Here is a 26,867-nt window from a genome sequence, read left to right on the forward strand (position 1 = left end):
GGGTATACCTGTTAAGGTGAGTGTCCGATACCCCAGGGGGTATCCCTGTCAAAGAGGAGTCGTCAGCCGTGTTCTTCGTCGACACCCTGGAATTCGAGGGCCTGGGCAACCGGAGCTACCTGACCGGCGGAACCCATGCCGCTGTGGTCGTAGACCCGCCGCGCGACATCGACCAGGTCATTGCCGCAGCGGCCCGCCGCGGGGTCCGCATCGCTTTCGTGGCCGAGACCCATGTCCACAACGACTACGTCACCGGCGGTCTGGAGCTGGCCCGCGTCACCGGTGCCCAGTACCTGGTGCCGGCCGGGGCGTGCGTGTCGTTCACCCGCACCCCCGTCGCCGACGGCGACGCGGTGACGGTGGACGAGGGTCTGGTGCTGCGCGCGATCGCCACCCCGGGGCACACCCCGCACCACACCTCCTACGCCCTGACCGAGGACGGGCGCAATGTGGCGGCGTTCACCGGCGGCTCGCTGCTGATCGGCACCGTGGGCCGCCCGGACTTGGTCGAGCCGCGGCTCACCGAGCAGCTGGCACGCGCCCAGCACGCCTCCGCCCACCGGCTCGCCGGCGAGCTGGATGACGAGGTGCCGGTGCTGCCCACCCATGGGTTCGGCAGCTTCTGTTCCACGTCCCAGGCCGAGGGGGACGCGACGACGATCGGCAAGGAGCGCGAGACCAACGACGCGCTGACCTTGGACGTGGACACCTTCGTCACCCAGATGCTCGCTGGGCTGGACGACGTGCCCGCGTACTACGTGCACATGGGCCCGGCCAACGCCGCAGGTCCCGCGCCGGTCGACCTCACCCCGCCGCGGCATGCGGACGCCGAGGAGATCGCCTCCCGGCTGGCCGCGGGCGAGTGGGTGGTGGACCTGCGCAGCCGCACGGCCTTCGCCGAGGGACACGTGGCCGGGTCGTACAACTTCGAGGGCGAGGGCAAGCTCGCCACCTACCTGGCCTGGCTGATCCCTTGGGGCAAGCCCGTCACGCTGCTGGCCGAGACCCCGGAGCGGATCAGCGCCGCGCAGCGGGAACTGGTGCGGGTGGGCATCGACCGCCCGGCCGCCGCCGCCACCGGTGACCCGGCCGCCTGGGCCCGCGGGAGCGAGCACCTCGCCTCCTTCCCACGTGCCCGCTTCGCCGACCTCGCGGATGTCCGTGAGCATGGCGACGTGGTCGTTCTGGACGTGCGCCGGGACTTGGAGCGTGCGGGCGGTTACCTCGACGGCTCGGTCCACATCCCGATCCACGAGCTGCACGGCCGCATCGGCGAGGTGCCGGACGGGGAGGTGTGGGTGCACTGCGCCGGCGGCATGCGCGCGGCGATCGCCGCCTCCCTGCTGGATGCCGCCGGCCGCGCCGTGGTCGCCGTCGACGACGGCTTCGACGCCGCCACCGATGCGGGACTGGCCCTCACCCACCCCGACGGCACCCACTGACACGCGCCTCCGCGCCATCCCCACGAAAGTGATCAAACGATGTTCTCGCTTCTCCGCCGCGGCCCCGGCCGCCTCACCCCCCAGCAGGCCCGTCAGCGGACCGGCGAAGGCACCGCTGTCCTGCTGGACGTCCGCGAAGCACCGGAGTGGAACGCCGGGCACGCGCCCGACGCCCAGCACCTGCCGCTTTCCCGCCTGGCAGCAGGGGCACCGCTCCCGGCAGCCGCGCAGGGCAGGCCGGTGGTCACGATCTGCCGCTCCGGTCACCGCTCCCAGCAGGCAGCCAAACTGCTCGCCGGACGCGGCGTCCAAGCCTCGGACGTCACCGGCGGCATGACCGCCTGGGCACGTGCGGGCCTGCCGGTCACCGCTCAGGACGGCAGCGGCGGTGTCATAGCGTGAGTGCGCTGGTCCTGGCCCTGATCGCGGGGGCCTTGGTCGGACTCGCGCTCGGCGCGCTCGGCGGGGGCGGCAGCGTCCTGGCCGTCCCGGCACTGATCTACCTGCTCGGCTTCACCCCCGCCGCCGCCACCACCGCCAGCCTGATCATCGTCACCGCCACCTCGCTCACCGCCCTGTACGCCCACGCCCGCACCGGCAACGTCCGCTGGAAAGCCGGCGCCCTGTTCGCCGCGGCCGGACCCCTGCCCGCCGCCGCGGCCGGAGCCGCCGCCTCCCGTCTGCCCCAGCCCGTGCTGACCGCGGCGTTCGCGGCCGTCGCCGCACTCGCCGCCGTCACGATGCTCCGCCCCAGCCGCGCCACCGCCGCCCCGGCGGCCGACGGGGCAAAGCCCGTCAAGGCAGCCGGCACCGGCGCGGGACTGGGCGCGCTGACCGGTCTGCTCGGCGTCGGGGGAGGCTTCCTCGCCGTCCCGGCCCTGGTCACCGTGCTGGCATTCGAGATGCAGGCCGCCGTCGGCACCAGCCTGCTGGTCATCTCAGCGAACTCGCTGGCATCCCTGGCCGCACGCGGCGCCGGCACAGCGGGTATCGACTGGACGGTGATCGGCCCCTTCACCGGGGCGGCGATCCTCGGCGCGTGGGACGGCAAACGCCTGGCGGCCAAGGTCACCGGCACCCTGCTGCAGCAAACCTTCGCCGTCGTACTGCTGGCCGTGGCGGCCTTCATGCTCATCGACGCTCTCACCTGACCGGCCGGACGAGCGACCGGGTGGCACTGCCCACATGGGTCGGGCCGGTGGAAGAAGCAGCTGCACCGACCAGGTGCGCATCTGCTCCCCCTCACCGGAAGCGGCCATGTCCACAGCGGTCAGACAGTGCCGCAGGCCGGCCGCGATGATCGCGAAACCCGCCTGTCCAGAGAACCGACCGTTATCGACGTACGCACCACCGGCGAATACGCCCCGGCCACCTGCCCGGCGCCCACAACATCCCCGTCGACCAGCTCGACACCACCCTGCCGCCGCGAAGGCCGCCACAGCCGCGGCGAACTCCTCATGGGGGACGCGGCTGGGAACTGGCCGGGCAACTCCCGCGGCTTGTGCGCGTTGTGTGCTTCGCGTCCCTGAGAGGGAGGTTCCCGGTCTAGGCTTTCCCAGCAAGGGTGTGGATAGGGGGCTGCTGGTGGACCAGCAATGGCCGGAAGGTCCGAACGCCGATCCCGATGCGGCGAGAGAGCGCTACAACGCGGACATGCGGGCGTCGCGGGGTGCGATACGAGAGCTGTTCCGGGTGGAACTGCCCGTCGCGCACCTGGGCCTGATGCTCGTTGCCATAGCGACTGTGTATGTCAGCGTGGTCTGGTCCCCCAAGACGGGAGTGATCATCGCAGGAGGCTTCGCGGCGCTGTTCGCCGTCGCTCTGGCTGTGGCACTCCTGTCGGGCAGGCGAGGGTGGGGTGCAGCGCGCGCCGCATACAAGTTCACCTTCGGCTGGGCCAACTGGATCACGCCCTAGGCATCCTGACGGCCCGTACGACTCTGGGGATGATAGAGGCCGGGATTCAGAGCAGCGCGCCGCACTACATCGGTTCGACGAGGGCGGCCCGCCATTCAGGCTGCGGGTCCGCTCCCAGGCTCGTCCAGTACTCCGTTCCACGGACGATCTGCCCGTCACGGACGGTCCAGAACGATGCTGCGCGGAAGACGCCAAGACTGTCGTGTGGCACCTCGACTTCGGAGACGACTTCGTCGCCCTCGGCCACCACCTTGAGCACTCGAATCGACCAGCCCTGCGGGTATTCACGGTTCACCGTGACGAAGTTTTCCCGGCCGACGATGCGTTCGAGGCTGATCGGCCACTCGACTATGACATCCTCCGCGATCAACTCGGCGACGCCTGCCCAGTCACGAGCCTGGATCCGGTCCCACAGGGTCTCAATCACCTTCGAAGATTCCATCGACGGAGCGTCCCACAGCGGTCTGACAGAAGCCACGGCGGCCGTGCGCTGTATCCGACGGCGTCTGGTGACGAACTGCCGATAGGCGTCGGGCACGGCGATGTCGTGCTTGGCCGCAAACGCAGCGACGCGTGCTTCCGCAAGCTTCGGACCGAGGCGAAACTCGTGTTTCTCTTCCCCGAAGGAGTGGCTGCGCAGGGGTTGGAATGGGATCTCGGCCAGCTTGCGACGCAGTCGGGGTATGCGGGCATCCATGATGCGTCTTCTCTCATTCCCCTCACCCTGTTCGTAGCTGTGAGCGTCCACGTCTTCGGTTCTGCCGCTGATCTTGTGACTGGTTGCCAGCTCATCGTGAGCGGCTGCGAAACTGGGCAACTGCCGTGCCGATGACTGATGGGACCCGGTAGGGTTGTGATCTTCGGTTGGCGGAAGCCACCCGGAGTCCCCCTGAGGCTGTGCCGACACGATGAACCCCGACGACACTCCCGCACGGCTCCGACTCGACCGTGCTCTGGACTGCTTGGACGTCACCTTTCGCGGAATGACCGCCCGCAGTGATGAGACCCAGTGTGACTGCCACTGGGGCAGCGAAGAAGAGCTTGCACAGTTGAAGGTCCCGGACGTGGTGCTCGACCCGGACCTTCTGCGTCGCACTTGGGATGCCCCCGACTGGGACGACCACGGCGCGGTGCTGCGCCGTATCCTGCCTCAATTCGCCAGGGCGCTGGTCAGTGGCCTCGTGGAGCCCATGTTCGGCATGGACGAGGTCGGACGTTCGTTCATTCGCGGCCGCTGGCGGCAATGGCCTGCGCACCAGAGCGCTGCGGTGTGGGAGTTCCTGCGTGCCTGGTGGGCTCACACCCTCGCCGAATCGGATCCGGCCGTCCCTGCGCATGAGGTCCTCGCGCTGTGCGCCGAGGCATCTGGCACGCTCAGCCCTTGGCTCAACACCTGGGAGGCATTCGAAGACGGCGTTGCCGACCGGCACCTGACCGAAGCGGCTACCCACTGGGAGTACGACCTTCTGGGCGATCAACTTCCTTGGAACGCGTGGGACAACGCAGACGACCTGCGCACCGAACTCGGGGCCTGGTTGGTCCGTCACGCCCCTGCGCGGCTTCAAGCCCAGGACGCTCCCGAGGAACTGCTGCACCGCATACGGCTCATCGGACTCACAGGCCCCGCCCGCTGGGATGACCCGCACTGGCCCAACCACCGCTATTGATTCGGCTTCAGCCCGCAGCCTTCCCTTCCCTGGTATCAAGACCGTCTTGAGCAGCCTCAGGGCGTGAGGAGTACGCGCTTGCGGAGGAAGTAGAGGTTCACTGGCCCACATTCTTGCCTTCTGAGTAGCTTCTTCCTTGTGGCCTGCCCTTCAACCTGGCCGGAGCTCCAGGGGGTGGAGAGTCCGGCGGCGACGGCGTCGACATCGCGGCTCAGTCCGTCCGCCGAGCCGCTCGCGCAGCCAGTCCAGACGCGGTCCGCAAGTGGGCGGCCGTTGGGTGTCCAGCTGGTGTCCATAGAAATCCAGGTGCGGCGAGTGGTGTTCCCGGGGATGGGGGTCAGTTCAGGGGGACTGCTCCCTTCCCTGCGAGGGCCTCGGCGAGGCGGTGCGAGTCGCCGGTGGTGGTCACGAGGTGAGCGTGGTGCATGAGGCGGTCAGTGCTTGCGCCCACGAGAGTCTTCGGCATGATCGTGTCGAAGTGTCGAAGCTGGGGGGTGGATGTTGCTGGTCCCAGCGATGGACCGGAGTTCGTAGGCGGCGTCGATGATGCGGTAGAACGCCTCGGCGGCGTCTTCCCCGACGGGCAGCAGGCCGATGTCGTCGATGACGATGAGGTCCGCGCGGCAGATCCGGGCGACGGTCCCGTGCGGTGGACCCGTCGACCTTCGGCTTCCCGATCGCGGCGCTGAGCGTTTCCAGGGTGAACCAGAACACCCGCAGGTCGTTCTCGATCGCGGCCTGGGCCAGGCCGTCGGTGAAGTGGCTCTTGCCTGTCCCGTCGGTTATCTGGGGTCAAGCAATCGGTCCGGGCGATCGCCCTGGTGGCGACGTCGAAGACATAGATGCAAGGGTTGGCCAGCATAAAGCTTCTGTCCTGTGGTGGGTCCTGTCCGTAGGATCTCGGCATGCCAGCTGACGAACGCGTGACCCGATCCTCGTTTCGCAAACCGCTCCAGTCGATCATGGTCCCCACGGCAATCGGTGTCCTGCCGGACCGGATCTGGTCGGATGAGGAGTGGGAGCGCATCCAACTCGGTTACCGGTCCAGGGGTATGGATGAGAAGTGGAACGTTGTCGTTGAGGGCGATGTCGTATTCCTGCACCGGAGCTGGACCGGCTTTGGCGTCTTTGAAGCGACGTTCGCACCTGTCGAGGGCGGTGGCCGGCGGATCGCCTCAGCCGTCGTGGAAGCTGGCCGCGGGGGCCTGCACGGGAACTCGACCGACCATGACCGTCTGATGCTGGACCTGGTGCTCAGCGCGATAGTTCTCGGCGAGCCAGCGAGAGAACTCCGGGAGAAGTTGGTGGAGTTGGCCCGCGAGAGGTCCGGGAATGCGGATGTTCCCGCTGGGGCTGTGCAGCACAGTGCCCTCGGCCTGCGTTCGGATGCGTAGGTTCGCTGCCCGCAGGTCAGCGGGGCTGGACCTGTCCAGGCAAGCCGCGGCGGTTGAGCTCGCGGCGGAGGCCAAGGTTCTCGCAGTGGGCCTGTTCCAGTGCGTCCCGCAGGGCCTGGATCTCCTGGCGGTGCTGCTTCTTCAGCCCCAGCTCGACCGCGCGGGCCATCTTGGCGCGGATGCGGGTGGCGCCGGCGGGTCCGGCTTCCTTGAACCAGCGCCCGGCCCCGGGGCCGATGCCCACGAACGCGATCTCCGCCTCCGAGCGGGACCGCAGCCACGGCTGGTGGATGCTGCGGCCGTCGGGCTGGTCGGAGTGGTGGGCGTCGATGATCTGTGGAACACCCGGGTGGAGAGATCGTGGGCGCCAAACCTCCGACGGGTCCCCGGAGTTGGTGCGGGCGGTGATGGATAGTTTCTCGCCGGCCGCCCGGCACCACACCTTGTCGCCGGTATAGCCCGGCGGGGTCGAGTAGCGCACCGCGTTGAAGTTGATGGTGCGCTCCGAGCCGACCATTCTCTCCTCGCCCAGTGCAAGCGCGAGCGGCTCGATGGGCAGGACATGCAGCGTGGTGCGTTCGACGTCCAGACGGTCGCCGGGTATCTGCCCCGTCGCCCTGTCACGGCGCGAGTTCACCGCATCAACCAGGTCAGGCACGTATTGGTGAGCTCTGCGAAGGTGTCGTAGGCGGCCAGAAAATTCGCGTTGGTGGGCACCAGGTCGGCCTTCGCGATCCGGACCGTGGCCTCCGCACCACCCTTCGATTCCGGGTCGTAGGCACGCAACTGACCACCTGGCAGCCGTAGTGCCGGCCCGCGGCGACCATCTGCGGATGCCGCACCGGGATCCCGGCGATGTGCTCGACGGCGACCGTCTTCGCATTGTCGGTCAGCACATACGTAGGCGCCCCGCCGATCCGCCGCAGCGTGGTGTCCAGGCAGGCGCCAGCGTGCCCACCGTGCAGTCCCAGACCGGGATCACCACCCGAAACGGCGACCAGGACAGCCATGCGCAGAACAGCCAGGTCCGACCGCCCTGCGATGCACGGCCCCTCGCCCCAGTCGAACTGCAGCCACCGGCCCGGCTCGTGAATCCACGGCCGGTACGCCGGCTCGTGGGCACCCCGTGCCCGGACGGTGCGCAGGGACGGTCCAGTCCCGTACACAACGCCTCAAGCGGGGCGGCGGCAGTCGCCGGCCCTCGGCATGAAGCGGCCCGCCAGGTGGAGAAGGCGCCAGCCAGGAAGCAGCCGGCCGAGAAGGCTCCGTTCACTGGTGGGGCGCGCCCGGCCCAAGACGGTGGCGGCATCGGCTGCGACTGGAGACTTCGTCCAGCGGCCGCCGCGCACAGCTCGCGCGCCGCTGCAAGGAAGCGTCCGGCGGCCGTCGTAATGCCCCCTGGAAGACGGGATGTCAGGGCATGGAGCTGTCCGAGTTCCAAGCGATCATGAGGAAGACAGCGAAGCCGATGAAGACGGCGAGGAAGAGCATCGCGGCACCCGTGCTGGCGGCGAGCCTTCCTCGAGCCGGGGCCTTGGCGGTGGCCTGCTGGGGGCGCTCCGGCAGATAGTGCACGGTGACGAGGTCGCCCTCGATCGTGGTCGACGGCCCGCCCTCCTCGTCGAACCGGATGACGTGCCCGTCACGGGCGGTGAACTCGTAGACGTGGTGCAGTGTCGTGCGCACCGTGCTGTCACCACCGCCGCTGGTCGTCGTGTACGACCTGACACACCGCGCCTGCGCGGTGTCTCCCCTGGACCAGGCGGCACTGACCTGGCGGGACCGGCGCAGCAGGACGACGGCCGCGTATACCGCAAGGGCGATGAGGAGGACGGGTACGACGTTGAACAGGGCTTCCACGGGATCCTCCAGGAGACGTCCGTCGACCCGGACCAGCCAGACCCGCGGACCGTCGGCGATGCGTCCTTGCGGCACGGCTGTGGTCCGGTCGCCGGGATTTTTGGTCGTGTGTTCCGGTCGGCACGCAAGGCACACCCGCTACCAGGGCCCGCAGCAGTCAGATGACGCAGCGTAACCAGAACCATTCACGGCGACGAGCAGGCGCGCACGGCCGGTTCGCCGCCGGCCGGCCGGCCGGTCATGGACCGCCGCCACGTACGTTTCAAGGACTGGAGGAAGGTTCGCGGCCGTGTGCGCTTCCGCAATGCTGAACACAGTGCCGCAAGCCGGACACTCCGCACAGCCGAAGACGTGTCTGATCCCCTCGGCGAGCCTGTGCTGCCCGTCCCGGCCGGCTGTGGCGTGCATCCATCGGCCCGGGTCACGAAGCTCCTCGGCCGGGGCGGGCCGTAGCGTCCGCCGCTCGACGTCGCCCCGATCCCAGTCCCGCATGGCCGAGTAGCAGCCGTAGTCGCCTACCGCGATGGTGACCTCCGCTTCGCAGCGGGGGCATGACACGGCATAGAAGTCGTCGTCGAAGTCCCCCAGGGAGGCACTCCAGTGGTGGTGTCCCGCAAGGGCGAGCAGATCACCGAAGAGCCGGTTGTAGTCGGCCGGACGGGTCCGCAGCCTCTGGTCGACAAGTTGCCGCAGCCGGGCGACCTCGTTGGAACAGCTCGCGAGCAGCGCTTCAGCGTCAGGGTGCCGCAACGTGCCACGCACGATGGCGCCGGCCAGTTCGAGCGCCTGGGCGGACGTGGGAGCCAGGGCTGCCAAGCGCGGGAGAGCAGCGAAGCTCGCCGCGGAGACCGTCTCACCGTGAAGGCAGAGACGGTCCCACAGCTCTTCCCACGCCTCAGGAGCTTCCTCTCGCTCCACCCGGTCCAGGAGCAGTGGCACCCGCCCAACCGCCCCGTGAGCATCAACCACCCGCGTCCAGTCCGTCACCAGAGCATTCAACTGTTCCTCCCGTCCCGCCGCCGGCCTGAAGGGTGACAAGACCACAAGGATTCCCAGCCATCGCAGGACAGCCCCTCAGCCCGCAGACCGGTGTGGGTTCGGCGTGCCGTCATCGCTCATGTGCGCCCGCTGCCAGATCTCGTTCCAGCCGTAGGTGACCTGCGGCACGAGCCGGTGCCGGTGCCCGCACGGACACGGCACCGGCGCCCACGCGCACCCACGGCACAGCCCGACCCAGCTGTGCCCGGTCGAGATCGGTTCCAGCGGTCTGGCGTCCCCGCAGGCTGGGCAGCCAGGGAGATCGGCGCCGTCCAGAATCGCGTTCTGTCGCCGGACGTACTCGGGCAGCCGCAGCGGCGGATGGCGAAACGGGTCTTCGTACCAGGCGCGGTCCTGGCCCTCCCACCAGCTCCGCAGCCACCACGGTCGCGGGTTCGCCACAGCCCGCCGCCCAGCCCGCTTCTCGGCCCGGCGCCGCGCGGCGTACTCCTGCGTCCGCGCGAGCCACAGCACCCTCGCCTCATGGAGTTCCTCCACCGCCCGCACCAGCGCGTCCGGATCGGCCTCCAGCCGCCGTGGGATCGCGGCGCTGAGGGTGAGGTGGTGGTACGTCGCCCGGAAACCATATGGCGCGAAGAGGGTGATGCAGGTCCGCAGCGCGTTGTGCCGTCGGCGGAGAGGGAGGCGGGCGTCGTGCACGCGCGCTCGGTGGGTCAGGAAACTGGTCATCGTGCAGGCCTCAGGTCCAGCGCCCGTGCCAGGGCGACGGTGACGACGGCGGCGTGTGTCGACAGGTGATGTTCGGCCCAGGTTCCCACGCCACAGCACAGGGCCGGCCCGCTTGAGTCCTCTGGCGGTCCATCAGGGTCTCCCGCACAAGGGCCCGTTGCTGCGCGGGACGACTCCGCGACGGACACCTCCCCGAGGCGGCACAGGCTCGGCGTTCTGCTGGGCTCGGGCAGGCTGTCGTCCTGGCAGCGGTTCGCGATGGTCCTGACGGTCTTCGAGTTCGGATGGTTGAAAACGACCTGGTCAAACGCTGTATCAAGCAGCGTACGAGTCGCGTCGGAGTCACACCGGCGGGATGATTGCAGTTGTGGCACGACGTACCGAACACACCGCTCAGGTGAGGGAGGACGGTATACATGAAGAACCTTTCAGCCACCAGACTGCGCACCACCATGACGGTCACGGCAGCCGGCGGGCTTCTCGTAGCAGGCCTCACGGCCGCCCCCGGTGCTGGTGCGAGTGAGGCGACCGCACAGGTTCGGAGCAGCGTCAAGGGGCCGTATACGCCGTGCTACACGGACGGCGAGACCTACAACAAAGGCACCCCCGTAGGGAGCGCTCCACTGAAGTGGAAGTACTCCACGACCCCCTACGCCGGCGCGCGATACGACCGCTGCAAGAACACGGTCACCCTCTACTACGGTGGTTACAAGGCGCCCTCCTGGTACAAGGTCAAGTGGACGCTCTCACCTGCGGGCGAGACCCATAGGTACAACGACTACGCGGCCGGCTCGCGCAAGCTCGTGCTGACCGCCACGCATGCCCAGGGCCAATACACCACCTACACAATTCAGGTGCGAGCGTGCAGCGGGACTCTGTGCACTGCGTGGTCCCCCATCGTCTACCTCTCGTACCACCCCTGACAGGTCATTCGGCCCTACGCCCTCGCGGGCGCCCTGGGCCGACGACGGCGCCCGCCCGCTCTTCGCCCCGAGGCAGTGCTGTCCGTGAGCGTGGTGTGAGCAACGGCGGCCATGGCCAGGCCCTCGGCTCTGCCAGCCGTCGCTGACCATGTACGGGATTTGAGACCGCGATCAGCCCGTGGCAGGCTCATGGCGCATGATCGATGAATTCGCGAAAGACAACCTGCACCGGAGACTGCGGCGGGACCGCGAGGCGCTGCTCTGGAAACTCGACGGCTTGTCCGAATACGACGTCCGCCGACCTTTGACAGCGACCGGGACCAACCTCCTCGGCCTGGTCAAACACGTCGCCACCGTCGAGGCCAGGTACTTCGGCGAGGTCTTCGACCGCCCTTCTCCGGAACCGCTGCCCCGGTGGCAGGACTCCAACGGCAGCGATCAATGGGCGGCCGAGGGCGAGACCCGCGGTCAGATCATCGCCTTCTACCGGCGCACGTGGGAACACTCGGACGCGACGATCAACGAGCTTCCCCTCGACGCCCCCGGTCACGTGCCGTGGTGGCCGGAGCCTTCTCCCAACACGAACCTGTTCGCCGTCATGGTCCATGTCCTCGGCGAGTCCATCCGGCATGCCGGGCACGCCGACATCCTGCGCGAGGGCCTCGACGGCCGGACCGGGGTGCGCGCCGAACACGAGCAGCAGATCGACGAGGAAGCCCGCGCCGCCTACCGCGCGAAGATCGAGCAGGCCGCCAGGTCGGCCGCACCGATCACGGCTTAGTTGGGTGCACCAGGCAGCCTGACATCAGCTTTCCCTGCCGGCGCTTGCCTACCGTCTTGCCAGTGAAGGCGCAGCGTTGCTGTGGCAGGGCGTTGCTGTGACCGGGCGGCTTCCTCAACGCACGGCAGCGACTGCGCGCGATGAGCCGCCGTACCGACCGGAAACCTCTCCGCGCCGGCGACAGCCCCGCCGAGTCGTTCCCTCTGCACCGCTTGGCTCGCAGCCGTCGGGCTCGCGTGCTGAATTGGCTCCTTGTGCTGCGGGGATTCCCTCCCGGCCGACCTCTGCTGTCGAGCAAGGCGTCTACGCGCCCGACCAGCGCCGTGCTTCACGGCTTCCTGAACGCGGCCGGCTTCCCCTCTCGAACCCGGCGGTGAAAGGTGGCTCATCTGGCGGCGCGGGCCTTGCCGGGTCGATCAGCAGGGAGCCTCGCACGGGTCGTCGTACGGGGCCTCCAACGCGAACGCGTAGTCGGTAGGGGCCTGTTCGGCCTCCTCTTCAGCCGGTGGGAGTCAGTTCCGGCGCCTGCTGCGGCTGCTCCTCCATGTGCGCCGCAGGCCCGCCGAACCATGCCACCGCGACTGCGCCTGCCACCGCCAGGACGAAGCCGAGCACCGCCATCCAGGCGAGGCCAGCCCGTGAGGCGTCGCCGAGCCACAGCACGCCGATCGCGCCGGGCAATACGGTCTCGCCGACGACCAGGGCCGCCGTGGCCCCGTTGACCGAACCGATCTGCAAGGCGACGGTGTGCAGGTACATCCCACCTACACCGGCCGTCACGATCGCGTACAAGGCGGGATCCGTCAGCATGGCGGCCGGATCGAAGGGGGTGACGCCGTTCAGGACGCGGACGCCCACGCCGAGCGCACCGAAACCGAGTCCGGACAGCAGTCCGGCAAGAATCGCGGCGCGGGGACCGAGGAGACGTACCGCGAGCGTGCCGCCCGCCATCAGAGCAAGCGAGATCGCCAGGAGCCACCAGTGCGTGGCGATCGGGACGCCGTGTCCACTGCCCTCCTCCCCCGCCGCCGTCGCGAGCAGAACGAGCGCCCCGCAGACCACGCCGATGGACGTCCACTCGGCGCGAGTCAGCCGGATACGCAGGAGCCTCACGCTCAGCACCGCGGTGACGACCAGATTGGCGCTGATCACGGCTTGAGAAAGGAACAGGGGCAGTAGCCGAGCAGCCAGTGCGCCCAGTGCGAAGCCCACGAAGTCCAGGATCGTACCGACGATGAATTCCCAGGTCATCGCGGCCTTCGCGGTGGAGGAGAGGCTGGGTCCCCCGAACTCGGTGGTGGCCGCACCACTGCGCGCGGACCTGCGGGACCCGACGGCTTGCAGGACCGAGCCTGTGCCGTAACAGACGGATGCCGCAACGGCGGTCAGCAAGCCGATCAACACTTTTCGCTCCGTTCCTGATGGGCACCGACTCAGCGCCATCTCGGTTGACGAGACGGGTTATGGCCATGGAGCGTTGCCTCGCCGTCACCTTCGCCGCCCGCTCGTTCCGTGACCGGGGCGGCGGCGCGACGGAGGACGTCATGCAGGTCGGCACGGTCAGCGTCTGATCAAGGCAACGTGGCCGTCGCCGACCGAATCGTGGTCCGGGACGAGGGCCGGGTCGAGCTGGACGGCACAGGAAGGAATGGGCAGGCAAGGGCAGGCGCATTCGCCCAGCTCACCCCGAAGTCAGGGCGCTGAGGTGCCGCGTGCTTCCGCCGCAGCTCGGCCCTACAGTGATCACCGGTTCAGTGACCCGAACGTCTTGAAGGAGTGCGGCATGGGGGATGCCAGGGTGGCCGGTACGGCGGCGGAAGGGCTTGAGGGGTACCGGAGAGAGCTGACCGGGTACTGCTACCGGATGTTGGGGTCGTACGCCGAGGCCGAGGACGCCGTGCAGGAGACGCTGGTCCGGGCCTGGCGGAGCATCGACCGCTTCGAGGGCCGGTCGGCGCTGCGGTCGTGGGTGTACCGCATCGCGACCAATGTCTGTCTGGACGCGCTGGCCTCGGCCAAGCGGCGGGCGCTGCCGATGGACCTGTCCGGCCCGAGCGAGGGCGCCGCAGTGCCGGCACCCCCGCAGGATGCCGCCGCGTGGGTGGGGCCCTGCCCTGGCGGCGATCCGGAGGCAGCCGCGGCGACGGGCGATTCGGTGCGGCTGGCGTTCATCGCCGCCCTTCAGCACCTGCCGCCCAGACAGCGGGCCACGCTGATCCTGCGGGACGTCCTGGGCTTCTCGGCACGCGAGGTCGCCGACCTTCACGGCTCCACCGTCGCCTCGGCCAACAGTGCCCTGCAGCGGGCCCGGACGACGCTGGCCGCCCGCCGCCAGGTGACGGGCGGGCCGGGCGACGACAGCCTCCGCCGGGTGCTGGCCGAGCGGTACGCCGCGGCCTTCTCCCGTTACGACATGGAGGAACTGAACATGCTCCTCCACGTCGATGCCACGCTGTGCCTGCCCCCGTACGCGAAATGGATGCGCGGCGTACCCGACATCCAGGCGTGGCTCACCGGCCCCGCGATCGGCTGCCTCGGCTCACGCCTGATCCCGACCACGGCGAACGGCTCCCCCGCCTTCGGCCAGTACCGTCCCCTCCCCGACGGCACCGGCTACGTGCCGTGGGCCCTACAGGTCGTCGAATTCTCCGGCGACCGGATCACCGGCATCACGGCATTCCGTGACACCGAACGCCTCTTCCCGCTGTTCAGCCTGCCGGACCGCCTGGCCGCGGACGCCCCCACCGGCGCTCGTGCCTGACCACGTGCTGCCGGTGCCCTCGACTCGGGTATGGGCGACGGGAGCGGGCGCGGCCAGCTCCTGGCGATGACGGTGGAGCGCGGCGGGCAGCAGTCCGAAGGACTCAGTGATCCGCTAGTGATTGATACGTCAACAGTCAACTTTCGGCGCAGTTGTTGATGCATCAACCTGGGCTGGCCGCCTGCTCCTGCGCGAGGCCTGTGCCGGTGCCGCGAGCGGAAAGCAGCGAGACATGGGTGGGGGCGTTGGGCACCTGGGCCGGCCTGTTCTTGGCGAACTCCTTCCGCAGGACGGGCACGACCTCCTCTCCGAGCATGTCGATCTGCTCCAGCACCACGGTGAGCGGGACTCCGCCGCCGTCCACCAGGAACAGCTGGCGCTGGTAGTCACCGGCGTACTCGCGGAAGGACAGCGTCTTCTCGATGACTTGCTCCGGGGTACCGACGGCCAGCGGGGTCTGCTCCATGTACTCCTCCATGGACATCCCGCCGCCCATCACCGGTGAGCTGTCGAAGACGGGGCGGAACTCACGGAGGGCGTCCTGGGAGTTGCGGCGCATGTAGACATGGCCGCCCAGGCCGACGATCGCCTGCTCGGCGCTGCCGTGACCGTAGTGTGCGTACCTCTCCCGGTACAGGTCGATCATCTTCCTGGTGTGCTCCTTCGGCCAGAAGATGTTGTTGTGGAAGAAGCCGTCGCCGTAGAACGCGGCCTGCTCGGCGATCTCCGGGGAGCGTATGGAGCCGTGCCAGACGAACGGCGGTACGCCGTCCAGCGGACGCGGGGTGGAGGTGAACCCCTGCAACGGCGTGCGGAACTTCCCCTCCCAGTTCACGACGTCCTCGCGCCACAGCCGGTGCAGCAGGGCGTAGTTCTCGACGGCGAGGCCGATCCCGTCACGGATGTCCTGGCCGAACCACGGATAGACCGGACCGGTGTTGCCGCGGCCCATCATCAGGTCCACGCGGCCGTCGGCCAGGTGCTGGAGCATCGCGTAGTCCTCGGCGATCTTCACCGGGTCGTTGGTGGTGATCAGCGTGGTCGAGGTGGACAGGATGATGCGCTCGGTGCGGGCCGCGATCCAGCCCAGCATCGTGGTCGGGGACGACGGCACGAACGGCCGGTTGTGGTGCTCGCCGGTGGCGAAGACGTCCAGGCCGACCTCCTCGGCCTTCTGCGCGATGGCGACCATCGCCTTGATCCGCTCGTGCTCGGTCGGCGTACGGCCCGTGGCCGGGTCCATGGCGACATCACCGACGGTGAAGATGCCGAACTGCATCGTGATCAGCCTTTCTGGAGTTGATACATCAACCATCATTCCGTAACTCTCCCCGTCACATCCGTATTCCGCCCGTACGCGCCACCACCCCAGACGCCGACACGGGCAAGAGGCAGGGACACGAGACACGGACACGGGACAGGGACACGGGACACGGGACACGGACATGGGCCAGTAGGCACGCCCATCGACGATCGGACCCACTCCCCCGCCCGTCCGTCCGGAACGGCATCCGGCTCGCAGGCCCGTGGCGATCTCAGGGCGCCCCGGCTGCCGGGCAGTACTGCGGTCGGCCGATCAGGCGACGTCCTCGTCCAGCTTCGCCACCACCCGCTCGGAGATGTCGGCCAACATCCGCAGCTCCGCCGGGGTCACATGGTCCAGGAACAGCTCCCGCACCGCTTCCACATGTCGCGGAGCCGCCGCCTCGACCGCCGCCCGTCCGGCATCTGTGATCACCACGAACGCTCCCCGCGCGTCATCGGGGCACTCCTCACGCACCACCAGTCCCCGTCCGGCCATGCGCGCGATGTGGTGCGACATCCGGCTCTTCTCCCACTCGAGCACCCGGCCCAGATCCTGGTAACGCTGCCGCCCGTCCGGCACATCGGTCAGATTGACCAGCACCGCGAAATCCGCGGCCGACATTTTCGACTCACTCTGCAACAGGCGCGCAAGGCGCCCGCCAAGCCGCTCGTGCAACCGGACAAAGCCCCGCCAGGCGCGCTGCTCCTCTGCCGTCAACCACCGCGCTTCTTCATCCATACAAGCGAGTGTAGAGGGGTTGATGAGTCACCGAGTCGGACGAGGCCAACCCCGGTCCGGGAGGCAAGCAGCGCCCTGGCCGCGGGCAGGGCGGCCTTCGCTGCGGCCATGCCCGGCAGCGCGGGCCGCGAGCGCCGCGGCGGCGCCTGTTCAGGCAGAGACGAAAGCCCCCGCGGGGACTTCGTCGAGGACGAATCCATTGTCGAGCCGGACCCGCACCGTGACGCGGAGCGTCCGTCGCTGGTAGGCGGCCCACTGCTCTTCCAACACTCCTACCTGCTCCTCCAGCTGCCTTCTGCTCCCGGGCGGCATCTGGTGGCCGAAGTCGTCGAGGAGCGACTTGAGGCGCAGGTACTCACGGACCTCGTGGCTCTGCTGCCGGTGATGTTCGTCCACACGCTCGACCGTGCCCTCGATGCCTGCTGCCAGGGCCACGGAAGCAGCGCACGCAGCCCACTCCTCCGCAGGCTCCTCGGCTGGGGTCACCGACCCGGCCAACCGGAGGTCCGCCGCCAGCCGCACCCGTTGGCCCACGTTCAGCGTCATCGATCCTTCGTCTTCCTCGTCGGTCACCGGCCATCCGGCAGACATGACGTCGCCGGGCGTACAGGAGAGGAGGAGATCATCCCACCCTCCTCTCCCGACACGACCGGAGCCCACCGGCCATCGCCGGCGCACCGGGCGACGGGCGACGGGCGAGTGCTCTACCCCGACCGGTCAGGCACTGGGCAGGATTCCGGTGCGCGCGACGTCGGAGTACCAGCGGGCGCTGGCCTTGGGAGTACGGTTCCCGGTCGGGTAGTCGACGTAGACGGCGCCGAAGCGCTTGCTGTAGCCGTGCGCCCACTCGAAGTTGTCCAGCAGCGACCACAGGAAGTAGCCGCGCACGTCGGTGCCGTCCGCGATGGCCTGCTGGACGGCGGCCAGGTGGCCGCGCAGGTAGGCGATGCGGGCGGGGTCGTTGACATGGCCCGAGGGGTCGGCGTAGTCGTCGAAGGCGGCGCCGTTCTCGGTGATGACCAGCGGCAGTTCGGGGAAATCGGACGCCAGGCGGCGCAGGAGGTCGTACAGGCCGCTGGGGTCCACGGCCCAGCCCATGGCGGTGGTGTCGCCCGGGGGCTGGTGGAAGGCGACCTCGTCGGCGGCCGGCCACGGACTGTGGGCGCTCCCTCCGTGCCCGTCCGATGTGTGGGTGCCGCTGCCGTCGGCACGGGAGACGAGGGTGGGGGTGTAGTAGTTGACGCCGAGGAAGTCGAGCGGCTGACGAATCTGGTCGAGGTCGCCGTCGCGGACGAAGGACCAGTCGGTCAGCGACGCGGTGTCCTTGAGCAGGTCCTCCGGGTAGGCGCCGCGCAGCATCGGTCCGGTGAAGACACGGTTGGCCAGCGCGTCGATCCGGCGGACCGCGTCGGCGTCGGCGTCGTTGCCCGTGAGTGGGCGGACGTGGTGGATGTTGAGGGTGACCGAGCACTGGGCCTGTGCGGGGATGCGGTCGCGCAGTGCCTGGACGGCCAGACCGTGGGCGAGGTTGAGGTGGTGGGCGGCACGCAGGGCTGCGACCGGGTCGGTGCGGCCGGGGGCGTGCACGCCGGAACCGTAGCCGAGGAAGGCGCTGCACCAGGGCTCGTTGAGGGTGGTCCAGGTCTTCACCCGGTCACCCAGTGCGTCGGCGGCCAGGGCGGCGTACTCGGCGAACCGCTCGGCGGTGGCCCGCTGCGGCCAGCCGCCGGCGTCCTCCAGCTCCTGCGGCAGGTCCCAGTGGTAGAGGGTGGCGACGGGCTGGATGCCCTTGTCGAGCAGCTCGTCCACGAGCCGCCGGTAGAAGTCGAGACCCTTCTGCACCGCGGGGCCGCGGCCGGTGGGCTGGATCCGGGGCCAGGCGAGGGAGAAACGGTAGGCGCCGATATCGAGGCCGGCCATGAGGGCGACGTCCTCGCGCCAGCGATGGTAGTGATCGGTGGCGATGTCACCGGTGTCGCCGTTGCGGACCCGGCCCGGCGTGCGGGCGTAGGTGTCCCAGATGGACGGCGTGCGCCCGTCCTCCGCGGCGGCCCCCTCGATCTGGTATGAGGCGGTCGCGGAGCCCCAGAGGAAGCCCTTCGGGAAGCTGCGGGAGGCGTCCGGGGCGGAAGGGGTCTGCTGCTGTGCTGCGGTGACCACGAAAGTCCTTTCACAATGGGGCTGTTCGCTGATGTGGCGGTGTGCGGGCGCCAGCTTGCGGTGGGGCAGGTGCGGCGGTCAGCCCTTGACGGCGCCCGCCATGATGCCGCTGACGATCTGGCGGCCGAAGACGATGAACATGGCCAGCAGCGGCAGCGTGCCGAGGAGTGCGCCCGCCATGATCAGGGACTGGTCCCTGACGTATCCGGCGCTGAGCTGTGTGAGGGCGACGGGGACCGTCGGGTTCGTCATGTCGAGCACCACGAAGGGCCAGAAGAAGTCGTTCCAGGCGTGCACGAACGTGATCATGAAGAGGACGGCCATCGCGGGGCGCGCCACGGGCAGCACGATGCTCCAGAAGATCCGCAGCGAGTGCGCGCCGTCCACGCGTGCCGCCTCGACCAGTTCGTCCGGCAGCGCCTCCGACAGGTACTGCCGCATGAAGAAGACGCCGACCGCGCTCACCAGGGTGGGGAAGATGACGGCGGGCAACTCCTGTGACCAGCCCAGCTCGGACATCATCATGAACAGCGGTACGACACCGAGCTGTGGCGGCACCATCATGGTGCCGATCACCAGCATGAGCAGCACGTTGCGGCCCTTGAAGCGCAGCTTGGCGAAGGCGAACCCGGCCAGCGTCGCGAACATGACCGTGGACAGGGCGATGACACCGGCCACGATCAGGCTGTTGATCATGGCCTTGCCCATCGCCGCCTCGTCCCAGGCGCGGGCGAGGTTGCTGAAGAGATTGGGGCCGGGCAGGAACGGCGGCGGCGTCTGACTGACGCGGGTGTTGTCGGTCGAGGCGGCCACCATCGTCCAGTACAGCGGGAAGATCGACAGGATGGCGGTGACGGTCAGCAGGACGTAGGCGAGCGGACCGGCGTGGTGCTGGCGGCCGGCGCGCTGGCCCAGCAGCCGACGGCCGCCGCGCGCGGCGGGCTTCTTCGTGGCGGTCCGGGCGGGCGCGTCCGTCCGGACCGGGAGGCTCTCTGTGGTCATGACGACTCCTGGTCAGGACGTGCGGGAGCGCAGGCGCTTGATGAGGCGCTGCGCCACGAAGACGAGGACGAGCAGCAGGAACATCGCCCAGGCGACGGTCGCCGAACGGCCCATCTGGTAGTTCTTCCAGCCCTCCTCGTAGAGCAGCAGCCCCAGCGTCTGGTACTGGTTGTCCGCTCCCCCGGTCACTCCGTTGGGTCCCTGCCCGAAGATCAGCGGCTCGCCGAACAGCTGCGTCGCGCCGATGGTGGAGAGCACGATGGTGAAGACGATGGTGGAGCGGATCCCCGGCACGGTGACGTGGGTGAACTGCTTCCAGCGCGAAGCGCCGTCGATGGCGGCGGCCTCGTAGCGATCGGCGGGGATGGCCTGCATCGCGGCCAGGTACAGCAGCGCGTTGTAGCCGGTCCAGCGCCAGATGACGATGGTGGAGATCGCGACCTGGGCGGGCCACTTGTCGGCCTCCCAGTTGACCGGGTCCATGCCGACCAGACCGAGCATCCAGTTGATCATGCCGAAGTCGCGTTCGAACAGCATGGTGAACACCAGGGCGGCGGCACCGACCGAGGTGGCGTAGGGGACGAGCGAGGCGATGCGGAAGAAGAGTGAGCCGCGCATCTTGTAGTTGAGCAGGTGGGCCAGACCGAGCGCCATCAGCAGTTGCGGCACGGTGGAGATGACGCCGATGGTGATGGTGTTCGCCGTGGCGTTCCAGAAGCGGGCGTCGTTCCAGAGTTCGACGTAGTTGTCGAACGCCACCCACTCCATGACGTCGAGGGTGGCCAGTTCCACCCGGTGCAGGGAGATCCAGGAGGTGTAGAGGAGGGGGTAGAAGCTGAACGCGGCGAACACGACGAAGAACGGGGCGACGAACGCGTACGGCGCGCCCTTGACGTCGAGCCGGTGGAGCAGCGCGCCGAGCCGCGGACCGGCGCCTTGCCGGTCCGGCTGGGGGGACGGCCCCTCGCCGGCCTGGGCGTTAGTGGTGGAGGTGGCCACCGGTATTCCTTCCTGAGGGCAGAGGTGTGACCGGCCCCCAGGGCCGCCGGCGATGTGCGGGCGGGCCCTGGGCGGCCGGAAGGGAGTCGGGTCAGCCGACCGCCTTCTCGATGCGCTCCGCGGTGGTCTTCCATGCCTTGTCCCGCTTGGCGCCCTGCTGCTCGATCAGGGTCAGGCCCTGCGAGAAGGTGTCCTTGATCGTGCCGTCCTTGCGGCCGAGGACCTGCTTGTCCGGGATCTCCTGGGCCGCCGCGCCGAAGATCTTTCCTATCGGGGCGTTGTTGAAGTACTCGGAGGTGACGTTCTGGACCTCGGGGGTCTCCAGCGCCTTCTGCGAGGACGGGACGCTGCCCTGCTTCTCGAAGATGTGCGCCTGCTGCTCGGGCGCGGTCAGCCAGGCGACGAGCTTCTTGGCCTCCTCCTTCACCGGGCTCTGCTCGACCACGCCGAGGAAGGAACCACCCCAGTTGGCGCCCTTGGGTGCCTTGGCGACGTCCCACTTGCCCTTGTTCGCCGGGCCGGCCTTCTCGCCGATGTGGCCGAGCATCCAGGCCGGGCAGACGGCCGTGGCGAACGTACCGTTCGCCAGGCCCGGGTCCCAACCGGGCTGGAACTGGCGGAGCTTGGCGGTCAGATCGGCCTCCGCCGCGTCAGCGGCGAGGTTCCAGGCTTCCTTGACGGCCGGGTTGGTGTCGTAGATCAGGTCGCCCTTGGCGTTGTAGTACTGCTCCGGGTAGCCGTAGACCATGGCGTTGAACAGGCCGCTGGCCGCGTCCATGTACGCCACCTTGTCGCCCTTGAAGTCCTTCTTGAAGGTGCGGCCGACCTCCACGTACTTCTTCCAGTCGCCCGCCCACAGCTTGGCGACCTCCTCGCGGTCGGTGGGCAGGCCGGCCTGCTCGAAGTAGTCCTTGCGATAACAGACGGCCATCGGGCCGATGTCGGTGCCCAGGCCGAGCACCTTGCCGTCCTCGGTGGTGATCTGGGACTGCTTCCACGGCAGGAAGTGGTCGGCGCCCGCCACGTCGGAGAAGTCCGCGAACTTGCCGGACTGGGTGTCGACGATCTCCTTCGCCCGGCCGATCTCGATGCCCTGGATGTCCTTCAGTCCCTTGCCCGCGGCGAGACGCGTCTGCAGGGCTGTGTAGTACGTCTGCTCGTCACCGGCCACCTCGGCCTTGATGTCGACGTTCGGGTTCTCCTTCTCGTACTGCTCGAGAAGGCCCGTCTCCTTGAAACCCATCACCCCGAACATGCCCATGGTGATGGTGATCTTGCCGTCCTTCTTGCCTCCGCCCGTCGCCGAGTCGTCGCTGCCCCCGCAGCCGACGACGAGTGCGAGCGCGCCGACGGCCGCGACGGCCCCAACCGCTCTGGTGCGCGCGGACCTGTGGACAGTGCTCATGCGTTTCCTCCAAGCGACGGCGCTGACGCACCGGAGTGACGATCTGGGTGGGACTGAGACGGCACAGCAGTGGTGGGCACGTTCCCACCACTGGGTGGGAACGTGCCCACCGGCGGTTGAGAGACTCGTGGCAGCGCGCGCGTATGTCAATGACTTGAAAACGATTCGTTCGGCGAACCGGGCTTCCGGCGTTCGCTTCGTGACCCCACAGGGTGCAGTCGCCGCTGCGGCGTCTGCCACAATTGCCGCTGGTCACGTCCGCGGCGCTGCCGTCGCGGTAGCCGCTCGGAGGAGCACATGACAGGGAATCGCCAGCCCACGATCAAAACGGTCGCCGCCCGCGCCGGGGTAGGGCGGACCACGGTGTCCCGCGTCATCAACGGCTCGGACCTCGTCAGCGCGGACGCCCGCGAGCGGGTCCTCGCGGCGATCAAAGAACTGAACTACGTACCCAACTCGGTGGCCCGAGGCCTCGTGACCAGCCGCACCGACTCGGTGGCCCTGGTGATCCCGGAGTCCGAGAGCCGGCTCGGCGCCGAACCGTTCTTCGCCGCCCTGATCCGCGGTGTGAGCGCGGCACTGGCCGAGACCGGCACCCAGTTGCAGCTGACGCTCGTCCGTGACCAGCTGGAGCGCGACCAGCTGACCGCGTCGGTGGCGACCCGCCGGGTCGACGGCGTCCTGCTGGTCTCGGTCCACGCGAACGACCGACTGCCCGGCATACTCGAGGAGATGGGGCTCCCCACCGTGCTGGCGGGCCGCCGGGACGAGCGGGAAGGACTCAGCTACGTCGACTCCGACAACGCCGGAGGCGCCGCCGCGGCCGTTCGGCATCTGCTCGGCCGGGGCCGGCGCCGCATCGCCACCATCACCGGGGCACTCGACATGGACGTCGGCCGGAGCCGGCTCGCCGGCTGGCGCGACGCCCACCGCGAGGCGGGACTGCGAGCCGACGAATCCCTGGCGGAGGCCGGCGACTTCAGCGAGGAGGGGGGCCGTCGAGCGATGCGTTCGCTTCTTGAACGCGCGCCGGATCTGGACGCCGTCTTCGCCGCCTCGGACCTCATGGCCGTCGGAGCCCTGGCCGAACTGCGCCGCCAGAAGCGTCAGGTGCCGGGCGATGTCGCCGTGATCGGATTCGAGGACTCCGTCCTCGCCCGCCACACCGACCCGCCGCTGACCACGGTCCGTCAACCGGTCGAGGAACTCGGCCGGACCATGGCCCGGATCCTGACCGACATCACCCAGCACGGCGCCGAACGGCAACAGGTGACGCTCCCGACCGAGTTGGTGGTGCGCGAGTCGTCGTGACGCCGCGATGACCGCCGGGGCCGCCGCCCGGCCCGACGCACCCCTGCACTCGCCCAGGAACCGCACGATCCTCGGCGGCCGGGAGGCCATCCGTTGAAACGCTTGTGCGTGGAAGGCTGCTCGCGACCTGGCGCCGTCCCGAGTCGCGACTCGGGGCGGTCAACGGCTCGGAAAGGATCGCGCGCACGCCGGCCTGCGGACGGGCGGTCGAGGTGAGAGCGACACCCGCCTGTCAGGAAGACGGGGACCGACGAATGACGCGTCGGCCGGCGGCACGGCCGAGGCGGGGTCCGGGTGCGGGTCCGGGTGCGGGTCCGGGTCCGGGTGCGGGTCCGGGTCCGGGTGCGGGTGCGGGTGCGGGTGCGGAACATTCGGCAGGGATGGGAAGTTGAGGACGTCGTGATCACCGGGATGGACCACGTTGTCCTCGCGCAAGGGCCGGCCGCCGCCGTGGTGGAGCGGTTTCTCGGGTCATGGCTCGGCCGCTGGCCCGCGCTCCGGTGTGCTTCCGGTGAGGACGACTCCGACGGGGTGTTCTCGCCCTGGGTTCCCGGTCAGGTCCCCGGGACATCCGCTGCCCGCGGCGATCTGCTCATCGCGCGTGACGAGGTGATGGAGGCGAACTGGGACTTGTACGGCTACGCGCTCGACGAGCGTGACGAAGGCCCTCTGGCTCTCTCCTACGAACCGGCGGGCTGGCAGTCGCTCCCCATGGTCCCTCGGGAAGATCCGTACGGCCGTGCCGGCTTCCGGTACGAGCCGTACGACATCACGGTCGTGGGAGCGGGGCTGTATCTCTTCAGCCTGGTGACCCCCCATGACAGCGCCTTCACCCGCACGGCACTGGACACGCTGCTGCGATCCGCCGACCCGACCTCGCCTCGCCCATGACCTGGGAGTCGGACCGGCGGTCCTTGTCCAGCAGTAGGTGGCCGTTTGACGGTCAGGTGAAAGAACCAGCGAACCGGCCGCGGCCGTTGCACACGCGCTCACCGAACTGAGCGTTCCAGTGCACCCCGGTGATCGGAGACCCACTGCCAGGCCGTCTGAACCTGACTCACCGCCCCTGCGTCACGGAGCCGGGCCATGGCGGCGTCACCAGCATCGGCCTGGGACTCGATGCCCCGCCAACACCGGTCCTGCCACCACAAGATCGTGGACACGAGGTCTTGCCGGTCGGACAACTCGTAGCTGTCGACGATCAGCCTCAACCGGCGGGCTGCCTCCTCGACGTCGGCGACCGAAGGGCCCAGATCGAGGTACTGCCAGCAGACATGAGCGATGTCATGGATCCGAGCGCCCGGCGCGGCAAGGTCCCAGTCGATGAACGCCGCTGGCCGAAGCTCGCCACGGGAGCGCCGATAGACCGTGTTCCTGGGCGACAGGTCGTTGTGACACACGACCTCCTGGTCACCGGCCAACGGAGTGCCGGACGTCAGATCGTGGAACTCACGCACGAGCCGGGCGACCGTCGCCAGACTCTCGTCGGATGAGACAGCGGCAGGTTGTCGCGGCTCCCACGCCACATGCCCCCCGAGGTAGCTGAGGACTTCACGGCCCTCGTCGTCCACGCCGAGATACCGCGGAGCCCCGCCCCAGCCACCGGCTTCGAGCAACCTCAGCAGATCAGCCACGAACCTCGTGCCGGCCGAGGCCGGCCGGCGCACCGTGTTCCCGACACGAGTGACCGCATTGACGAAACCTCCGGGCAAGGGCGACTCAGGCATCCGTCCACCTTGCGGTGCTCCGAGGGCGCGTGACAAGGGAGGCGAGAGGGCCGACGTGTCACGCCCGATGCCCGAGCGGCGGACGGCCGTGACACGTTCCCGGATGCCGGCCGGCTCAGCCTTGCGGGACGGTGAGGCGGCCCATCCACCAGTTGCCGGTGGCTTCGGGGTCAGGGCTGGACCAGAACTCGATGACCGCGTTGGTGAACTCGGCCGGCGACAGCGTGCCGTCGCCGTCGGTGTCCAGGTGGCGGAACGCCTCGGCCGCACGCTCCTCGGTGAGTTGAGGGAAGTGCCCGCGCTGGAACGCGAGGAACTCATCGGGACTGATCCGGCCGTCCTGGTTCGTGTCCGCGATGGCCAGATAGGTCTCGGCGAGCCTGCCCAGGGTGGCCGCGGCGGTCTCGGGATCGTCGGCCAGCGTGCGGGTCGAGGCAACGAACTGTTGCTTGGGGATTCCCTGGCTGCCGGCCGGGACGAACGGCAGGTGCACCTCCTGCCAGATGGCTGTGTAGGCGCCGATGATCCGTTCCGCCTCCTGGGAGTCCTCGGCATGACCGAGGGAGGACGCCACCCGGCGGCCCATCTCCACATGGTCGTCCTCGGTGAGGACCCCGCTGCCGTTCACGTCCAGCTGATCGAAGCCGTGCTCGATCTTCGTCGTCAGAAAGTCCTGCTTTTCCATCACCACTCCTCGCGGGTACGGCAACACAGAGGACACGGCACGCCGACAGACGCACCCCGTCACAACAACCGTACGTACGGTGACGAGTTGTGCAGCTGCTTTCGCGAACTCGTACACCTACGGCTGACCGGCACGGAAGAACCCTCGTCGGGTTCTACAGGTCGGCCACGAGCAACCGGTAGCCGACGTCGAGGGTTTCGCGGTCGAGCAGGTCGGCATGGCGTCGGTGCCACCGGCCGGAGGTCAGGTCGTCCGACAGCCGGGCCAAGCCCTGCTGGACGACCTCGTCGCCGGTCTGGGCGAACAGCGAGATACCGGCCCGCACGTCCGGGTCGAGGTATGCCTCGGGGCGACGCCAGAAGGCGGCGAGGAATCCGTCGGTGCAGTCGTGCGGGATGGGGACGGTTTCGATGCGGGCGCCTCCCAGCAGCATGGCCAAGCGATCGACCGCGACGGCTCGCGTGCTGTCGAAAGCGGCTGCTTCGGGGAGGTACTCCTCCAGCAGCCAGAACCTGTGGTTGATGCCGGGGTCGAAGGTGAGGACGACGACCCGCTGTCGGGCGATGCGGAGCAGTTCCCCGATGCCGGCTTCCAGGTCGCTCCAGTGGTGCACCGTCAGGAGGGCCATCGCCGCGTCGGCCGAGTCGTCGGCCAGAGGGATCGACTCCGCGGATGCTCGCAAGGCCGGTGCGGATCCGGCCGGGCGCTGGGCGATCATCACTGAGCTGGGTTCGACGGCCAGCACCGTGTATGACGGTTCGTACGAGCCGGTGCCGGCTCCTACGTTGATGACGCTGGTGGCATTACCGAGGGCTCGACGAACCCTGGCGGCGATTCGGGGGTCCGGTCGCCGGGTGTCTGCGTAGGTCGCACCGATGCCGTCGTAAGTCGCCATACCGAACCGTATGCGCTTCCCGCTGACACCGGGAAGAGCGCGCAGCGTTGGCAGTTCTCATCGACATCCTCGAGCTGTCCGACCGCCGACTGCTGGGCCGTTCACCTGCGCTGCCCCCTCGGTCGGGCGGAGGCCCGCCGGAGCGGACCGTGGCTGGGCAACGCGA

At 68.9% G+C, this 26,867-nt stretch carries 29 protein-coding genes; 11 read left to right on the plus strand and 18 right to left on the minus strand.

The annotated features are described in order from the left end of the window. Nucleotides 1-68: 68 nt before the first annotated feature. The 4 genes from BZL64_RS05170 to BZL64_RS05190 all read left to right on the plus strand — a co-directional run bounded on the left by BZL64_RS05170 (nucleotide 69) and on the right by BZL64_RS05190 (nucleotide 3,359). Nucleotides 69-1,442, plus strand: a complete 1,374-nt coding sequence (locus BZL64_RS05170) for an MBL fold metallo-hydrolase (RefSeq protein ID WP_086766609.1) — start codon at nucleotides 69-71, stop codon at nucleotides 1,440-1,442. A 39-nt stretch (nucleotides 1,443-1,481) separates the two neighbouring features. Then, on the plus strand, nucleotides 1,482-1,844 hold the full coding sequence (locus tag BZL64_RS05175; RefSeq protein ID WP_086766611.1) for a rhodanese-like domain-containing protein: 363 nt from the start codon (nucleotides 1,482-1,484) through the stop codon (nucleotides 1,842-1,844). Further along, the gene (locus tag BZL64_RS05180) at nucleotides 1,841-2,593 is read left to right on the plus strand and encodes a sulfite exporter TauE/SafE family protein (RefSeq protein ID WP_086766613.1); all 753 of its coding nucleotides are present in this window, start codon (nucleotides 1,841-1,843) and stop codon (nucleotides 2,591-2,593) included. The genes BZL64_RS05175 and BZL64_RS05180 overlap by 4 nt, the downstream gene beginning before the upstream one ends. Before the next feature lie 433 nt (nucleotides 2,594-3,026). Next, the gene (locus BZL64_RS05190) at nucleotides 3,027-3,359 is read left to right on the plus strand and encodes a hypothetical protein (protein ID WP_244205198.1); all 333 of its coding nucleotides are present in this window, start codon (nucleotides 3,027-3,029) and stop codon (nucleotides 3,357-3,359) included. A 64-nt stretch (nucleotides 3,360-3,423) separates the two neighbouring features. On the opposite strand, the gene BZL64_RS40870 is transcribed toward BZL64_RS05190, so the two are convergent. Continuing rightward, on the minus strand, nucleotides 3,424-4,056 hold the full coding sequence (locus tag BZL64_RS40870; protein WP_244205199.1) for a nuclear transport factor 2 family protein: 633 nt from the start codon (nucleotides 4,054-4,056) through the stop codon (nucleotides 3,424-3,426). Nucleotides 4,057-4,267: 211 nt separating this feature from the next. On the opposite strand from BZL64_RS40870, the gene BZL64_RS05205 reads away from it, so the two are divergent. After that, on the plus strand, nucleotides 4,268-5,026 hold the full coding sequence (locus tag BZL64_RS05205; protein ID WP_086766615.1) for a hypothetical protein: 759 nt from the start codon (nucleotides 4,268-4,270) through the stop codon (nucleotides 5,024-5,026). 434 nt (nucleotides 5,027-5,460) lie between these two features. On the opposite strand, the gene BZL64_RS41900 is transcribed toward BZL64_RS05205, so the two are convergent. Beyond that, nucleotides 5,461-5,655 (minus strand): ATP-binding protein, encoded by a 195-nt coding sequence (locus BZL64_RS41900; RefSeq protein ID WP_341868783.1) that lies wholly within the window; start codon nucleotides 5,653-5,655, stop codon nucleotides 5,461-5,463. 276 nt (nucleotides 5,656-5,931) lie between these two features. Between BZL64_RS41900 and BZL64_RS05220 the strand changes: the two genes are divergently transcribed. Then, complete coding sequence (locus BZL64_RS05220; RefSeq protein ID WP_341868782.1) at nucleotides 5,932-6,420, plus strand: hypothetical protein; 489 nt, start codon at nucleotides 5,932-5,934, stop codon at nucleotides 6,418-6,420. Between the two features lie 16 nt (nucleotides 6,421-6,436). On the opposite strand, the gene BZL64_RS40495 is transcribed toward BZL64_RS05220, so the two are convergent. From BZL64_RS40495 to BZL64_RS05240, 5 genes are all read right to left on the minus strand, one after another. Further along, nucleotides 6,437-7,057 carry a Mu transposase domain-containing protein gene (locus BZL64_RS40495; RefSeq protein ID WP_208639366.1) on the minus strand — a complete coding sequence of 207 codons (621 nt, stop codon included), beginning with the start codon at nucleotides 7,055-7,057 and terminating at the stop codon, nucleotides 6,437-6,439. Beyond that, nucleotides 7,054-7,206 (minus strand): hypothetical protein, encoded by a 153-nt coding sequence (locus BZL64_RS39740; protein WP_158101504.1) that lies wholly within the window; start codon nucleotides 7,204-7,206, stop codon nucleotides 7,054-7,056. The genes BZL64_RS40495 and BZL64_RS39740 overlap by 4 nt, the downstream gene beginning before the upstream one ends. A 627-nt stretch (nucleotides 7,207-7,833) precedes the next feature. Beyond that, nucleotides 7,834-8,280: a DUF3592 domain-containing protein gene (locus BZL64_RS05230; protein ID WP_086766698.1), complete on the minus strand. Its 447-nt coding sequence runs from the start codon at nucleotides 8,278-8,280 to the stop codon at nucleotides 7,834-7,836. 138 nt (nucleotides 8,281-8,418) lie between these two features. Beyond that, the gene (locus tag BZL64_RS05235) at nucleotides 8,419-9,267 is read right to left on the minus strand and encodes a hypothetical protein (protein ID WP_086766617.1); all 849 of its coding nucleotides are present in this window, start codon (nucleotides 9,265-9,267) and stop codon (nucleotides 8,419-8,421) included. Nucleotides 9,268-9,354: 87 nt separating this feature from the next. Further along, nucleotides 9,355-10,008, minus strand: a complete 654-nt coding sequence (locus tag BZL64_RS05240) for a hypothetical protein (protein WP_086766619.1) — start codon at nucleotides 10,006-10,008, stop codon at nucleotides 9,355-9,357. Between the two features lie 416 nt (nucleotides 10,009-10,424). Here BZL64_RS05240 and BZL64_RS05245 point away from each other — a divergent pair, with 416 nt between their 5' ends. Both BZL64_RS05245 and BZL64_RS05250 read left to right on the plus strand, forming a co-directional pair. Next, nucleotides 10,425-10,931: a hypothetical protein gene (locus BZL64_RS05245; RefSeq protein ID WP_143662994.1), complete on the plus strand. Its 507-nt coding sequence runs from the start codon at nucleotides 10,425-10,427 to the stop codon at nucleotides 10,929-10,931. A gap of 196 nt (nucleotides 10,932-11,127) precedes the next feature. After that, on the plus strand, nucleotides 11,128-11,712 hold the full coding sequence (locus tag BZL64_RS05250; protein ID WP_086766623.1) for a DinB family protein: 585 nt from the start codon (nucleotides 11,128-11,130) through the stop codon (nucleotides 11,710-11,712). Between the two features lie 498 nt (nucleotides 11,713-12,210). On the opposite strand, the gene BZL64_RS05255 is transcribed toward BZL64_RS05250, so the two are convergent. Beyond that, nucleotides 12,211-13,116: a hypothetical protein gene (locus tag BZL64_RS05255; RefSeq protein ID WP_086766625.1), complete on the minus strand. Its 906-nt coding sequence runs from the start codon at nucleotides 13,114-13,116 to the stop codon at nucleotides 12,211-12,213. Between the two features lie 379 nt (nucleotides 13,117-13,495). On the opposite strand from BZL64_RS05255, the gene BZL64_RS05260 reads away from it, so the two are divergent. Continuing rightward, entirely contained in the window at nucleotides 13,496-14,473 is a 978-nt protein-coding gene (locus BZL64_RS05260; protein WP_086766627.1) for a sigma-70 family RNA polymerase sigma factor, read from the plus strand. 163 nt (nucleotides 14,474-14,636) lie between these two features. On the opposite strand, the gene BZL64_RS05265 is transcribed toward BZL64_RS05260, so the two are convergent. The 7 genes from BZL64_RS05265 to BZL64_RS05295 all read right to left on the minus strand — a co-directional run bounded on the left by BZL64_RS05265 (nucleotide 14,637) and on the right by BZL64_RS05295 (nucleotide 22,083). After that, a complete protein-coding gene (locus BZL64_RS05265) occupies nucleotides 14,637-15,752 on the minus strand; it encodes an LLM class flavin-dependent oxidoreductase (protein WP_086766629.1) in 1,116 nt (371 codons plus the stop codon). Nucleotides 15,753-16,049: 297 nt separating this feature from the next. Then, entirely contained in the window at nucleotides 16,050-16,517 is a 468-nt protein-coding gene (locus BZL64_RS05270) for a MarR family winged helix-turn-helix transcriptional regulator (protein WP_086766631.1), read from the minus strand. Nucleotides 16,518-16,667: 150 nt separating this feature from the next. Beyond that, the gene (locus BZL64_RS05275; protein WP_244205200.1) at nucleotides 16,668-17,090 is read right to left on the minus strand and encodes a hypothetical protein; all 423 of its coding nucleotides are present in this window, start codon (nucleotides 17,088-17,090) and stop codon (nucleotides 16,668-16,670) included. A 144-nt stretch (nucleotides 17,091-17,234) separates the two neighbouring features. Further along, on the minus strand, nucleotides 17,235-18,677 hold the full coding sequence (locus tag BZL64_RS05280) for a GH1 family beta-glucosidase (RefSeq protein ID WP_086766635.1): 1,443 nt from the start codon (nucleotides 18,675-18,677) through the stop codon (nucleotides 17,235-17,237). Between the two features lie 78 nt (nucleotides 18,678-18,755). Beyond that, entirely contained in the window at nucleotides 18,756-19,679 is a 924-nt protein-coding gene (locus tag BZL64_RS05285; RefSeq protein WP_086766637.1) for a carbohydrate ABC transporter permease, read from the minus strand. A gap of 12 nt (nucleotides 19,680-19,691) precedes the next feature. Beyond that, nucleotides 19,692-20,678 carry a carbohydrate ABC transporter permease gene (locus BZL64_RS05290; protein WP_086766639.1) on the minus strand — a complete coding sequence of 329 codons (987 nt, stop codon included), beginning with the start codon at nucleotides 20,676-20,678 and terminating at the stop codon, nucleotides 19,692-19,694. Between the two features lie 91 nt (nucleotides 20,679-20,769). Further along, nucleotides 20,770-22,083, minus strand: a complete 1,314-nt coding sequence (locus tag BZL64_RS05295) for an ABC transporter substrate-binding protein (protein WP_086766642.1) — start codon at nucleotides 22,081-22,083, stop codon at nucleotides 20,770-20,772. Nucleotides 22,084-22,380: 297 nt separating this feature from the next. Here BZL64_RS05295 and BZL64_RS05300 point away from each other — a divergent pair, with 297 nt between their 5' ends. Both BZL64_RS05300 and BZL64_RS39465 read left to right on the plus strand, forming a co-directional pair. Continuing rightward, entirely contained in the window at nucleotides 22,381-23,394 is a 1,014-nt protein-coding gene (locus BZL64_RS05300; protein ID WP_086766644.1) for a LacI family DNA-binding transcriptional regulator, read from the plus strand. Nucleotides 23,395-23,805: 411 nt separating this feature from the next. Then, entirely contained in the window at nucleotides 23,806-24,285 is a 480-nt protein-coding gene (locus tag BZL64_RS39465; protein WP_143662996.1) for a hypothetical protein, read from the plus strand. A 98-nt stretch (nucleotides 24,286-24,383) separates the two neighbouring features. Here BZL64_RS39465 and BZL64_RS05310 read toward each other — a convergent pair whose 3' ends face one another. The 3 genes from BZL64_RS05310 to BZL64_RS05320 all read right to left on the minus strand — a co-directional run bounded on the left by BZL64_RS05310 (nucleotide 24,384) and on the right by BZL64_RS05320 (nucleotide 26,701). Next, nucleotides 24,384-25,121: a phosphotransferase gene (locus tag BZL64_RS05310; RefSeq protein WP_086766648.1), complete on the minus strand. Its 738-nt coding sequence runs from the start codon at nucleotides 25,119-25,121 to the stop codon at nucleotides 24,384-24,386. A gap of 115 nt (nucleotides 25,122-25,236) precedes the next feature. Beyond that, complete coding sequence (locus BZL64_RS05315) at nucleotides 25,237-25,806, minus strand: EF-hand domain-containing protein (RefSeq protein ID WP_086766650.1); 570 nt, start codon at nucleotides 25,804-25,806, stop codon at nucleotides 25,237-25,239. A gap of 154 nt (nucleotides 25,807-25,960) precedes the next feature. Continuing rightward, entirely contained in the window at nucleotides 25,961-26,701 is a 741-nt protein-coding gene (locus BZL64_RS05320; RefSeq protein WP_086766652.1) for a methyltransferase domain-containing protein, read from the minus strand. Nucleotides 26,702-26,867 lie beyond the last annotated feature (166 nt).

Origin of the sequence: Streptomyces bobili (assembly GCF_002154575.1) — a bacterium.
Lineage (GTDB): Bacteria > Actinomycetota > Actinomycetes > Streptomycetales > Streptomycetaceae > Streptomyces > Streptomyces bobili.

What these genes read in the sequence shown, in the direction of transcription:
- BZL64_RS05175 (WP_086766611.1), top strand. Translation starts at nt 1,482, where the DNA reads ATGTTCTCGCTTCTCCGCCGCGGCCCCGGCCGCCTCACCCCCCAGCAG.
- BZL64_RS40870 (WP_244205199.1), bottom strand. Translation starts at nt 4,056, where the DNA reads ATGGATGCCCGCATACCCCGACTGCGTCGCAAGCTGGCCGAGATCCCA.
- BZL64_RS05205 (WP_086766615.1), top strand. Translation starts at nt 4,268, where the DNA reads ATGAACCCCGACGACACTCCCGCACGGCTCCGACTCGACCGTGCTCTG.
- BZL64_RS05220 (WP_341868782.1), top strand. Translation starts at nt 5,932, where the DNA reads ATGCCAGCTGACGAACGCGTGACCCGATCCTCGTTTCGCAAACCGCTC.
- BZL64_RS05240 (WP_086766619.1), bottom strand. Translation starts at nt 10,008, where the DNA reads ATGACCAGTTTCCTGACCCACCGAGCGCGCGTGCACGACGCCCGCCTC.
- BZL64_RS05245 (WP_143662994.1), top strand. Translation starts at nt 10,425, where the DNA reads ATGAAGAACCTTTCAGCCACCAGACTGCGCACCACCATGACGGTCACG.
- BZL64_RS05250 (WP_086766623.1), top strand. Translation starts at nt 11,128, where the DNA reads ATGATCGATGAATTCGCGAAAGACAACCTGCACCGGAGACTGCGGCGG.
- BZL64_RS05260 (WP_086766627.1), top strand. Translation starts at nt 13,496, where the DNA reads ATGGGGGATGCCAGGGTGGCCGGTACGGCGGCGGAAGGGCTTGAGGGG.
- BZL64_RS05265 (WP_086766629.1), bottom strand. Translation starts at nt 15,752, where the DNA reads ATGCAGTTCGGCATCTTCACCGTCGGTGATGTCGCCATGGACCCGGCC.
- BZL64_RS05270 (WP_086766631.1), bottom strand. Translation starts at nt 16,517, where the DNA reads ATGGATGAAGAAGCGCGGTGGTTGACGGCAGAGGAGCAGCGCGCCTGG.
- BZL64_RS05285 (WP_086766637.1), bottom strand. Translation starts at nt 19,679, where the DNA reads ATGACCACAGAGAGCCTCCCGGTCCGGACGGACGCGCCCGCCCGGACC.
- BZL64_RS05295 (WP_086766642.1), bottom strand. Translation starts at nt 22,083, where the DNA reads ATGAGCACTGTCCACAGGTCCGCGCGCACCAGAGCGGTTGGGGCCGTC.
- BZL64_RS05300 (WP_086766644.1), top strand. Translation starts at nt 22,381, where the DNA reads ATGACAGGGAATCGCCAGCCCACGATCAAAACGGTCGCCGCCCGCGCC.
- BZL64_RS39465 (WP_143662996.1), top strand. Translation starts at nt 23,806, where the DNA reads ATGGACCACGTTGTCCTCGCGCAAGGGCCGGCCGCCGCCGTGGTGGAG.
- BZL64_RS05310 (WP_086766648.1), bottom strand. Translation starts at nt 25,121, where the DNA reads ATGCCTGAGTCGCCCTTGCCCGGAGGTTTCGTCAATGCGGTCACTCGT.
- BZL64_RS05315 (WP_086766650.1), bottom strand. Translation starts at nt 25,806, where the DNA reads ATGGAAAAGCAGGACTTTCTGACGACGAAGATCGAGCACGGCTTCGAT.
- BZL64_RS05320 (WP_086766652.1), bottom strand. Translation starts at nt 26,701, where the DNA reads ATGGCGACTTACGACGGCATCGGTGCGACCTACGCAGACACCCGGCGA.